General features: G+C 48.8%; 1 protein-coding gene (only partly in view). It reads left to right on the top strand.

Going from position 1 to position 13,629, the window contains the following annotated elements; translation table 11 throughout:
• A protein-coding gene (locus PLA01S_RS19600; RefSeq protein ID WP_127593644.1) for an SDR family NAD(P)-dependent oxidoreductase crosses the window boundary here: on the top strand, nt 1-13,629 show its 3' portion. 4,377 nt of this gene lie to the left of the window's left edge; only the last 13,629 of its 18,006 coding nucleotides appear in the window; its start codon lies off the left edge, out of view; its stop codon occupies nt 13,627-13,629.

Here is a 13,629-nt window from a genome sequence, read left to right as displayed (position 1 = left end):
ATCTCACCTAAGGATGCGGAATCAATGGATCCGCGGCAGCGCTTATTGCTCCAGGAAGCCTGGAAGGCGTTGGAGCATGCTGGCTACGGAGACCAAAAAATCAGAGCTGGGAAAATTGGCATGTTTGTGGGTGCTGAGCAAGGGGATTACCAGCAGCTAGTTAGAGGAGAGGCAGGGATTACCTCCAACCATAATGCTATTCTAGCGGCAAGGCTGTCCTATTTTCTGAATTTGAATGGTCCGGTACTCACGGTGGATACGGCATGTTCTTCTGGGCTGGCCGCAGCACACCAAGCTTGTCTCAGCCTTCGCAATGATGAGTGTGATACGGCCATTGCTGCCGGTGTCAATCTGATGCTTACTCCAGACCCGTATGTTGGAATGAGTCAGGCCGGGATGCTCTCCAGGGATGGTACATGCTTTGCATTTGATAAACGGGCGAACGGGCTTGTTCCTGGAGAAGCGGTCACCGTGGTTGTGCTCAAGCGTTTATCCAGGGCAGAAGCCGATGGGGATTCGATCTTGGCGGTGATCCGCGGCAGCAGTATCAACTATGACGGCAAAACAAACGGAATCACGGCTCCGAGCGGAGTTACGCAAACCGAGCTTGTGAAAGCCGTTTATGAACAGTCCCGTGTTAACCCGGGTGATATTGAATATGTCGTAACACACGGGACCGGAACGAGACTGGGGGATCCGGTAGAGGTAAACGCCCTTCAAGATGCATTCAAAGCCTATACGGATAAACAAGGATATTGCGCGATTACTTCCAATAAAACGAATTTTGGGCATACCTTCGCCGCTTCTGGGTTAGTCAATATGATCAATCTGATACAAGCTTTCCGTCATGAAACGATTCCTGCAAGCCTGAATTTTGAGCAGGAGAATGATTATATCCATTGGACGGAGAGTCCTTTTTATGTCAATACAACGAATAAACCCTGGCCAGCCAGCGGAAATAAAAAACGTCTGGGTGCCGTAAGTGCGTTCGGAATGAGCGGAACGAACGTTCATATGGTTTTGGAGAGCTACGTTACAGCTTCCGAAGAAGAGCCAGCAGGCATTCCCCCTTATCATTTGCTTACGTTCTCTGCCAAATCGAAGGAAGCATTGGAAGAGAAGATTCAAGATATGGTTGTCATGCTAGGAAAAGCGGATGCATCACAGGAATCGTTGAGCAAAATAAGTTATACCTTGTTGGAAGGACGACAGCATTTTAACCATCGTATGGCAGTTGTTGCTGGGGATAAACAGGACGCAGAATATATATTATCGGCTAACGGGGATACATTACGACTGCCCAATCGCTTTGCTGGAAAAGTGCCACGTGATTTTGAAGGCCAAGCTTTGATTCAGCAGTACGTCAACGATCTACTGAGATCTGCCCAATCTCTGAAGGAAGATCCGGATAAATACCGGGAAGCACTCTATGCATTAGCTGATCTGTACTGCCAAGGGTATGAGATCAGCGGCGATGGTTTATATGACGGTGCACTGGCCCAGCTGACAGAGCTTCCGACTTATCCATTCGCCAGAGAGCATTATTGGGCATCTGTCCAAGACGCGACCGCTGGCGTTCCAAATACGAAACCCGGGCGCTTCCGAATCATAAACAGGCCCCGAAGAGATGCACATCATGGGCCTTCAGTGGAACAAGATCAGCTTCGAATAACAGAAGGTGCGGCGCCGCAAGAAGCTTACGAATTGATGACATTTGAAGAGGTCTGGGAAGAAGAGGCTTTAGAGGATATCCATAACGCCGATTTAAAGACGCTGGTTTGTTTCCTAACAGAAGAGGAGAGCAAACAGATTGTTATGGACAAAGCCACAGCCTTGGGTGGAGACACGCAGGTTATTTTTGTTTCGCGAAGTACCGTCTTTGACAAGAAATCCAGGCACGATTACAGTATTCCCGCGACGAATAGGGATTCATATGTACAGGCGCTGTCGAGTATCCGTGAGGATTTCAAAGAGATCGATGCCGTGCTGTATTTATGGCCTATTGAAGATGCTGCATACATCAAAGATTATTCCAGCATCGTGCATATGGTTCAGGCTATCGCTGCCGCAAAATTAAAACCGAAGCAGTTGTTGCTTGCCGGCCAATTCGAGAATCCGATTGAGCGATGTTATATGGAATCATGGATTGGCTTTGAGCGATCTTTAGGTCTCGTACTGCCAAATGTTAGCGTAAGTGTCGTTTCCATTGAGTTGCAGGCACGGTTGCGAAAGGAGTCTCTGATCGTCCCGATTGGGAAGCTGTGGACGGAACTTCAAGCAAACCAATCAGGAAGTGTACTGTATCAGGACGGTAAACGATATATTTGCCGAGTCAAGCCCACCATGCTGGAGATTGATTCCATCATGTTGAAGCGAGGGAGAACCTACCTGATTACCGGCGGATGCGGCGGCTTGGGGCTTCTTTTTGCCAGACATATCGCAAGCCGATATGCTGCGAATTTAATCCTTACAGGCAGATCCCCAATGAATGATGAGATACGGGCCGGCATCAAGGAGCTGGAGGACCTGGGCAGTCAAGTTCTATATCTCCAATCCGATATTTGTGACGTGGAACATATGCGTGAAGGTTTGGTCGCTGCAAAGGCTCGTTTCGGACCTATTCATGGGGTTATTCATGCGGCCGGCATGTCAAGCCGTCAAAATATTCTTGAAAAAGAGCTGGAAGATTTCCATGCAGTGCTCGCTCCTAAAGTGGAAGGAACACTCGCACTGGATGAAATACTTCAGGATGAGCAGCAGTTGGAATTTATCTGTTATTTCTCATCCACCTCGGCTGTGATCGGCGATTTTGGTTCATGCGACTACGCCATTGGAAACCGGTATCAGATGGCATATGCGCGACATCGGAACGAACAGAACCGGGCCGGTCGATCCATCGTGATCAATTGGCCGCTTTGGAAGGAAGGCGGCATGGGCTTTCAGGATCAGGATAATACTGAGATGTATTTGAAATCCAGCGGTCAGCGCTTGCTGGAAACTGAAGAGGGCTTACAGGTATTTGAGCGTATTCTTTCTCACAGTCTTTCGCAGCATCTGGTGCTGGTTGGTCAGCGGAGCCGGGTGCATCGATTCCTGGGGCTGGCCAACAACGAGAATTCATCAGAAGCGAATAGACAAACACGAATTACCGTAAATGCGAACGCTGCTCCCGGCAAGGGATGGCGGAATGAAATGAAGGGATTGAGCCTTGCGCAGTGCTTGGAATGGGATATGAAGGAAATCGTAAGCGAGCTCCTTAAGATCCCTCGCGATAAGCTGGATTTAGACGAAAATTTGGCGGAATTCGGCTTTGATTCCATCAATCTTGCACAATTTGCCAATGTGCTGACCGGGCATTATAGCTTGGATATCACACCTTCGTTGTTCTTCGGACAATCCACGATCGGAAAATTAATCGATTATTTTTTGAAAGAGCATAACGAAATGACGACGGAATTTTATCGAGAAAGTCAGATTTCAGATACGGAATCGCCAAACCACCCGGACACAGCTGCAGCTGAGCCAAAAGCATTCAAGAGAGCGAGGGTGCAGGAACGAATAGCTTCATCATCATCAAACCTCCAAGAGCCTATTGCGATCATTGGCATGAGCGGACGGTTTCCGGAAGCTCGAAACATCGATGAGATGTGGACGATCCTGGCGGAAGGCCAAAGTGCCGTGTCGGAAGTTCCTGCCGAGAGATTCGATTGGCGGCGATACTATGGGGATGGCGAGCAGGAATCAACGTCAATCCATTGCAAATGGTGCGGAACCATTCCGGGCGTCCGTGAATTTGATCCGATGTTTTTTGAGATTTCGCCTAATGAGGCGAAAACGATGGATCCGAGACAGCGGCTATTGCTTCAGGAATCCTGGAGGGCGTTGGAAGATGCCGGTTATGGGGAGGACAAGCTCGGCGGATGCAAGATCGGGATGTTTGTTGGAGTCGAAGACGGCGACTATCATCTGCTTGTGAAAGACAAAGGGAGTATAACCTCTAACCATAATGCTATTCTGGCAGCGCGATTATCGTATTTTCTGAACTTGACCGGGCCGAATATGGCCATTAATACAGCATGTTCATCGGGACTGGTTGCAGCTCATCAAGCGTGTATGAGCCTTCGTAATGGAGAGTGCGATGCGGCCATCGTGGCAGGAGTCAATCTGCTGCTTACACCCAATGCATACGCTGGTATTAGTCAGGCCGGGATATTATCTGCAGACGGCAAGTGTTATGCATTTGACCAACGGGCTAACGGAACGGTTCCTGGTGAAGCTGTTTCCGCTTTGGTATTCAAACGCTTGTCACAAGCCGAAGCGGATGGGGACCCTATACATGCGGTGATTCGCGGAAGCGGAATTAATTATGATGGGAGAACCAATGGGATCACAGCTCCCAGCGGAATTGCCCAAACCAATCTGTTGAAAGAAGTTTACCATCAATATCAGATCAATCCAGCAGAAATAGAGTACATTGTAACCCATGGCACCGGGACAAAATTGGGCGACCCAGTAGAAATTAATGCCTTGAATGAAGCGTTTAAAGCGCATACCGAGAAACAGGGGTACTGCGCGCTTACCTCTTCCAAGACGAATTTTGGCCATACTTTTGCGGCTTCCGGACTGGTTAGCCTGATTAATCTCGTGATGTCCATGCGTCATGAAATGATTCCGCCAAGCCTTCATTTTGAGCAAGAGAACGATTATATCCAATGGGCGGACAGCCCGTTCTATGTAAACAAGAAAGCGAAGGCATGGAGTCAAGCAAACGGAGCATCCCTAAAAGGAGCCGTTAGCGCTTTCGGAATGAGCGGAACTAACGCGCACATGGTTGTCGAGAGTTATTCGAGGAAAAAAGTTGCTGTGTCCACGAAGCGACCGCCGTACTATGTGCTTGCACTTTCAGCCAAAACAAAAGAAGCGCTCGAGGAAAAAATCCGGGATATGCTTCATGCACTCGTTAACGAGAAGTGGGGTGATGAGGACCTTCAGCATATCAGCTATACGCTGCTGAATGGCCGAGTTCATTTCAGTTATCGCTGTGCCGTTGTCATACAGGATTTAAGCGATGCTGTTTATGTAATGAAACAGGCTGGGAACCGCGAGAAAGTGCCGAATCTTTTCGAAGGCAGGGTTCCCCGCGATTTTACCGGACAAAAAGCGATGCAACTGTATATACAGGAACTTCTTGCGAAGTGCCGTACCCAGCATCTTGGCAAAAGCCAATTTCAAGAGACGCTTTATGCCCTGGCGGACTTTTATTGCCAGGGATATGAAATCGAGTGGGGTCAACTTTTTGGACATGTTCGACCTTACAAGGTTAATCTGCCGACGTATCCATTTGAACGGGAAAGCTATTGGGTGAATACTGCTGAAGCAGAATTTGATGAGCCAACAATCAGGAGGATCGATGACGCAGGACCTCATCCTGCAGTAGAAGCTGAGGTGAGTCCGTTAACTGACCGCACATATGATGGGGAGATCAAAGCTGATGTTGAGATTCCACATCATTCAGCCGAAATGGATTCTGAAGCGCTGGTGTCGGCAGTTTCAGCTCAACTAAGAACCCTCTTAATGGAGGTAACCGGGATTCCCCATGATAAATTGGAGAATGCGGCCTCCTTTGAAGAATTGGGACTGGATTCCCTGATGATTCATGCGTTAAATAAAAAAATCGAGCTATGGGTTGGACAATTAGACGCCACTCTTTTTTATACGTACAACAGCATCCAAGCATTAGCCGCTTATTTGGCACGGGAATATAATGAAGGGGTTTCCAAACATGTGGATATAGCTGTGAATGGAACATCTCTGAAGAACCTAAAGCAGGTTGAGCAAGTGGGACCGGCCCCAAAACAACCTCCGCAAGCTCCTAATCCAGCAGCGATACCTTTAAGCCGTTCTATCCAATTAACGGATCGGCAGCCAAACGTCTCGACCGATATTGCCATTATCGGGTTAGCTGGGCGCTATCCGAAAGCAGATACGCTGCAGCAGTTCTGGAACAACCTGTACGCAGGAAAGGACTCCATTGAAGAAATTCCGGCAAGCCGCTGGTCTTTAGACGGCTTCTATGAACCGGACCGGTCCAAAGCGGTAGCGAGAGGTTTAAGCTATAGCAAGTGGGGAGGCTTCTTGGATCGCATTGAATATTTCGATCCATTGTTTTTTAATATTTCACCGAGAGACGCCATGTACATGGATCCGCAGGAACGCTTGTTTCTTGAGGTTGCCTGGGGCTGTATGGAGAATGCGGGATATACCCGGAAATCGCCGAAGCGGGATGGGTATGGAAATCAAATCGGAGTCTTTGTCGGGGCTACTTTTAACAACTATCAGTTGTTTATGGCCGATGCTGCCGGGCAAGCCAATAAAGAGATGTATCTGGCGACAAGCCAGATGTTCTCGATAGCAAACCGGGTGTCTTATATCATGGATTTTACAGGTCCGAGTTTGACGGTGGACACAGCATGTTCTTCATCCCTATATGCTGTTCACTTGGCTTGTGAAAGCATTCGAAATGGGCAGTCCCGGATGGCAATCGCCGGCGGTGTAAATCTTTCGCTCCATCCCAGCAAGTATATTACATTGTGCCAGGGACAATTCAGCGCCTCCGACGGAAGATGCCGGGCTTTTGGCGAAGGGGGAACAGGTTATGTGCCGTCTGAGGCGGTAGGCGCCGTATTTTTGAAACCTTTGCAGGAGGCAATCAAGGATCAGGATTCCATTTATGGGGTCATAAAAGGAACCGCGGTCAGTCATGCGGGCAGGACGAACGGTTATACGGTACCAAGTCCAGTGTCCCAGTCTCAGGCGATTGAAAAGGCGCTTATCCAAAGCGGGATTGATCCAAGAAGCATCAGTTCCATTGAAGCTCACGGCACCGGAACTTCCCTCGGGGATCCGATTGAGATTAAAGGCTTGACGGATGTATTCGGCAAATATACCGGGGATACAGGATATTGCTCCATTTCTTCAGTCAAATCCAACATTGGACATGCAGAGGCAGCGGCTGGTATTGCGCAGCTTACCAAAGTATTACTTCAATTGAAGCATCAAACCTTAGTGAAAAATGTCATGCACGGGCATGGTTTAAACCCTAATATTGACTTTGATCGGACGCCATTTGTTGTGCAGCGTGATACCGCTCATTGGAAACGTCCAACGATTGATGGACAGGAAGTTCCTCGCCGTTCCGGTATTTCATCCTTCGGTGCAGGGGGAGCTAACGCACATATCATAGTTGAAGAGTATGTCCCGGTAAACGATCCACGGGCCCGCATTGCCGTCAATTCGCAAAGTCCTGCGCTAATCCTCTTATCGGCTAAAAACGAAGACAGGCTCCGGGAAAAGGCCAGGCAGTTATTGTATGCCATTACGGAAGAACAGTTCTCGGACGGCGCGCTTGCTGATATTGCCTATACGCTTCAAGTGGGGCGTGAAGCCATGGAAGAACGATTGGCATGGATCGTAGGGTCTATGGACGATCTTAAGATGAAGTTGGAAGGATTCATTGAGGGCCGTGGTCATATCAAGGACATGTTCCGGGGACAGGTTAAACGCAATAAGGAGACGTTGTCAGTCTTCGAAGCGGATGAAGAGTTTCAGGAAGCCGTTATCAAATGGATCCAGCGCGGAAAATACGCCAAACTTCTCAATCTTTGGGTAAGAGGACTGGGTGTCGACTGGAACCAGATCTATGGAGACGTTAAGCCGTGCCGCATTGGCTTGCCAACTTATCCGTTTGCTGGTGAACCTTACTGGATTCCTGAATTCGAGAAGGATGCCAATGCAACAGAGCCTGTTGGAGTTCCGGCCGTATCGGTTGTTCATCCTTTACTTCACCGGAATACCTCCGATCTTTCGGGGCTGCGTTTCAGTTCGGTCTTTACGGGGGGCGAGTTTTTCCTTAAGGATCATGTTGTGAAGGGACAGCGGGTTCTGCCTGGAGTGGCTTATCTTGAAATGGCTCGAACGGCCGTAGAACAAATTGCCGGAGAGACGCTGGAGCAAGGTCGCACAGGAATTCGGCTTAAAAATGTCGTATGGGCTCGGCCCATTTTGGCGGAAGATCAACCGGTTCAAGTCCATTTGGATCTATATCATGAGGACAATGGTGAAATTTCCTATGAAGTATACAGTGAGCAGGAAGCGGGAGGAGAACCGGTGCTGCACAGTCAGGGAAGTGCGGAAGTATGCAGCATGAATGATCATGCTTCGTTGGATATTGAATCGCTTCTGACTGAATGCAATCGGGACATCATTTCATCAAGCAAGATCTATGAAACCTATAGCGCAATGGGTATACAATACGGTCCGGCACATCAATGCATACAAAAAGTCTATTTGGGCAGTGGCCAGGCTTTAGCGAAGCTGTCTCTTCCATCCAGCGTGACCGACGCAGCTACTCCTTTTAAACTGCACCCCAGCCTAATGGATTCTGCTCTGCAGGCCACCATATCCATGATGATGAGCCCAGATTCAGCGTCGACTGCTTCATTGAAGCCGGGACTTCCGTTTGCCCTTCAAGAGCTGGAGGTATTCGGCAGCTGTCCTTCCGAGATGTGGGCACGAATCCGGTACAGTGACGGAAATAAACCAGAGAGTAAAGTGCAGAAACTGGATATCGACCTATGTGATGTTCTGGGTAAGGTTTATGTAAAAATGAAGGGGTTTTCAACCAGGGTGTTTGACGGAGAGGTGAAATCATCGACGGTTTCGGAAACGCCTGGCATCCTCATGCTGGAACCGATCTGGAGGGACCAGCCAGCTGCTCGGATTAGCAGTGCCCCGGAGTATGCCAAACACTTGGTGTTCCTGTGTGAAATCGGTTCGGGCATGGAGCAGAGTTTAAACCATCCGTTGAGCCAGGCCCGTTGCATTACGCTGGAATCATATCAGGAACGAATAGAAGAACGGTTCATAACGTATTCGGCCCGAATCTTTGAGGAAATTCAAGCGATCCTGAGAGACAAGCCCAAAGATAAAATCCTTATCCAGGTGTTGTCACTCTCGCAGCATGATCAGCTGTTGTTATCGGGGATCTCCGGCTTGATGAAGGCTGCACAGTCGGAAAACTCCAAGCTGGTATGTCAATATATCGAAATAGAATCCGTTGATTCTAATATAACGGACGTATTCATGGAGAACAGTCAATATCCAATGGATCAACGCATTCGGTATCGGGACGGCAAACGTTGGGTTGCCGGATGGGATGAACTCCAAGCTGATGCTATGCAGGCGGCTGCTCCCTGGAGAGACCGAGGCATTTACCTAATCACAGGTGGTGCAGGAGGTCTTGGCATCATTTTTGCCAAAGAGATTCTCCATAAAGCGAAAGGGGCCGTATTGATTCTTACCGGACGCTCATCACTGCATGAGGACACGCATGCCGAGCTGGATAAACTGCGGGTTCTTGGAGCCAAGGTTGATTATCGACAAGTCGACGTGACAAATAAGCAGCAGGTTACTTCCTTAATTCAGAGCATTCATGAGGAATACGGAAGCCTGAACGGCATCATTCATGGGGCGGGCATTATCCGGGACAATCTAATTCTCAGAAAAGATGTCGAAGAGCTGGAAAACGTGATGGCACCCAAAGTAAGGGGACTCGTAAATCTGGACGAAGCCAGCAAAGACATTCAACTGGATTTGTTCATTGCGTTTTCTTCTGTGGCTGGGGCGACGGGGAATCCGGGACAAGCGGATTATTCAGCCGCTAACGCTTTCATGGATGCCTACGCGGAGTATAGAAATGCGCTTACGGCTTCCAGGCAAAGGCATGGACGCATGTTATCCATCAATTGGCCGCTCTGGAAAGAAGGCGGTATGCGTGTTGACGAGGAAGTCGAAAAAATCATGATGAAGAGCCTGGGTACTGTCCCAATGCAGACTTCGACAGGTATCCAAGCGCTGTATCAGGGGTTTGCCTCAGGAAGGAACCAGGTGGTAGTAATGACAGGCATCATGTCCCGAGTGAAGCCTAGAATGCTGCCTGCAGCCGCATCCGTTCAGCATGAGAACATGCCAGCACCCGTTAAGTCAGAGGATACCAACTTGGCGAAAAGGGTAGAATCTGCCTTGGTCCAGACGGTATCCAAGCTGCTAAAGGTCAAGCTGGTAGACATCGATATGCATTCGGAGTTAAGCGAGTATGGGTTTGATTCCATCTCGCTTACGCAATTTGCCAATCATCTGAATGAGGAATACCATCTTGAATTGACGCCTACCGTGTTTTTTGAATATACGACGCTGGATAGCTTTGCCGAGTATTTGCTAGCGGAACATCGGGGGGCCTTTGATGTAAAGGCTGCATTAACCGTTGAGCAGGATATATCCGTGCCGAAGACAAGGGGGCCCGAAGAAGAAGAGATTCCCTTGAGAAAATCACGTTCTCGCCCGGCAAGGATGGCAGTCCGGCCTGAGTCGCCGTCTCCGGACCCGAAGGCCACTGATTCTGAATCTGAGCCAATTGCGATTGTGGGCATCAGTGGCCTGTTTCCGATGGCTAAGGATGTGGATGAATTTTGGAAGAATATCGTGGAGGGCAAGGACTGTATAACGGAAATACCGAAAGAACGCTGGGATTGGAGAGAATGCTTGGACAATCCTTCTGAAGACGAAGAGCAAACTAGTCTGAAATGGGGAGGCTTTATTGAAGGCGTGGAAGAGTTTGATCCGTTATTTTTCGGTATTTCTCCGAGAGAAGCCGAAATGATGGATCCCCAACAGCGTCTCCTGCTGACCCAGGTTTGGAAGGCAGTTGAAGATGCCGGCATTTCGCCGAGTAAGCTCTCGCAACATCCTACAGGCGTTTTCGTAGCTGCAGGCCCAGGCGATTATATGAACGTCACTTCGATTTCACAAGGGAATCCCCAAGCGATGACGGGCGTGGTCCCGTCCCTGATTCCGAACCGCATTTCATATGCATTAAACTTGCAAGGTCCCAGTGAATACTACGAAACGGCTTGTTCTTCTACATTGGTAGCGTTACATCGAGCGATCAGATCCATATATAACGAAGAATGCGAACAAGCAATTGTAGGCGCTGTAAACCTGCTGATTTCTCCTATAGGCTTCATAGGCTTTGATGCTATGGGATATCTAAGCCCGGATGGAAAAGCTAAATCCTTTCAGTCCAACGCGGACGGATTTGTTCGGAGCGAAGGTGTTGGTGCAATCATCATCAAGCCATTGTCGAAAGCGATTGAGGACAATAATTTAATTTATGCTCTAATTAAAGGGACCGGCGTGTCCCATGGGGGCAAGGGAATGTCATTGACCTCGCCCAATGCCGCAGGGATGAAGGCAGCCATGGCCCAAGCATTTAAAGGCACGGGTGTTAACCCCCGGACGATATCCTATATTGAAGCCCATGGTATCGCGTCGCCTATCGCCGACGGCATCGAAGTCAATGCATTGAAGACGGGTTATCAGGAGATAGCGTCTAACGATCCATCCCCATCTGGATCTTTGGGAGAGAGCGCTTGTTATATCAGCACGCTGAAGCCTTCACTGGGTCATGGGGAAGTTGCCTCAGGCATGGCTTCGTTGATCAAGTCCATTCAGGCGATAAGACACAACCTTATCCCTGGAGTGAAACGATTTACGAGTCCGAGTCAGCATATTTCGCTGGAAGGAAGTCCGCTTCGAATTTCTGCAGAGCATCATGAATGGGAGCCGTTAACCGATGTGCATGGTAAGGTGCTCCCGCGACGTGCGGCGATAAACAGCTATGGCATCGGCGGTGTGAACGCTCATGTCATCCTGGAAGAGTATGTTCCGGCAGCTGCCGGTAACCATCAGGAACCTTCGAGGAAACCTCAGATCGTAGCTCTCTCGGCAAAAAGTACAGAGCGACTGGAAGAATACGCTCGGCACATGCTTGAATACGCAGAACGTGCGCCGGAATTCTCTTTATCCGATTTCGCATACACCTTGCAGATAGGCAGAGAACAGATGGAATCCCGGCTGGCTTTCGTTGCAAGCTGTCGCGAGGAGCTGATTAGTGGTTTCAGGCAATTCCTGAAAATATCGCAAGTCCTCCCGATGGCGAAAGATTCGCATCCCGTCATTTTTACAGGAGAGACAGTCAATTCCAAGACCAAAATGGATTCGGATGCCGTTCTAACATTATTTGCGGATAACAACCTGAATGATATCGCTCTCCAATGGACAAGAGGCGGCATATTTCCATGGGAAACACTTCACGATGCAAAAGAGGTTCGTAGAATGTCACTGCCTGTCTATCCGTTTGAGAGGAGAAGGTGCTGGCCCGATCTTGATGGCGATGGTGCAAAAGAGATCCATGAGGGACAGGTTAAACGTGCAGCTTCAACCCATCGTTTAACAGTAACCACATCGGTTATGGATGAGACGGACCCTAATGTAAGCAGCCGTGTTATCGAGATCGTATCGAAAATATTGGGAATGGCACCCCCTGAGATGAACCCAGACCGGCCTTTGGATCAATATGGGCTTGACTCCATTCTATTGATGCAGCTCTTGCAGCAATTGCAGAATCAGTTGGCCCCGGCGGTGGATCTCGTTAAACTTCAGGAATGCAGGACGCTTCTGGATATCATTACAATGATCGAATCGCTGAGCAAAGTGGATGGGTCACGCATTATCAGCCGACAAGGCAAGTCCGAAGTGCCCGGGAGTTGGCCGCAGTTTCCCGAACTAATCCTTCTTAACAATGGCTCGCAAGGATCGCCCGTATTTTGGTTTCATGGTGGCTTGGGTGGCGTGGAAATGTATCAAAAGCTGGCGCAAAAGAGCGAGCGGCCATTTTACGGCATCCAGGCAAGAGGGTGGTTAACTGATCGATCCCCGTTAAAAGGGGTTGGGGCGATGGCTGCGTACTATGCCCATATTATTCAATCCGTTCAGCCTAACGGGCCTTATGATCTGGGAGGTTACTCCTTAGGCGGAGTACTGGCGTATGAAGTGACGCGTCAATTACAGGAGCTTGGACATTCGGTGAATTCAGTGGTGATGCTGGATTCACCATATGGAAAAGAGTTTCAGCAAGGAGCCGTGTCCAGAAAGACGGCCGTATTGCAAGCCGTTAATTTGGCCCTTGCCTCAAAGAATTTCCAGGAACCGGATAAATTTATGCAGACGCTTATCCATCGGAATGAATTGGATCTGAATGTTCAGGAAGAGGAATTGTTTGAACAGTTAATTAAGCTTGGAAACACCCGCGGACTCACCAAGACGGAGGAGCAAATCATGTCGATGATCGAAGCGAATATCAAGATACAGCATGCATACCAATTTGATCGATTTTCGGTGAGGCCCCTATCCGAACCCGATGCAGTAACCTGCTACTACTTCCGCAATAAAGGTGGACTGATCTTCGGAGAGCTGGAACCCTATTTCTCTACTACCGAAGATTCTTCCGCTCTTGACCATGCAACCTACTGGGAGGAATGGGAACGTCAATTTCCTAATCTGCATGTTATGGATATAGATCCTTCCAATCATATGGTGCTGTTATCAGAAGCCAAATCTTATGAAACGATTTTTGCGTTTTGCGAAGAGTTATATTCGGAACATGGCATGACCAAAGAGTTTCTCCACATGTTTAAAGAGAAGACGAAAGAATTACACGGAGTCAAGGCATGA

Origin of the sequence: Paenibacillus lautus NBRC 15380, assembly GCF_004000945.1 — a bacterium.
In the GTDB taxonomy this organism is placed as follows: Bacteria; Bacillota; Bacilli; order Paenibacillales; family Paenibacillaceae; genus Paenibacillus_AQ; species Paenibacillus_AQ lautus.
The sequence above is the reverse complement of the archived record's forward strand: the minus strand, read 5'-3'. Positions and strand labels throughout refer to the sequence as shown.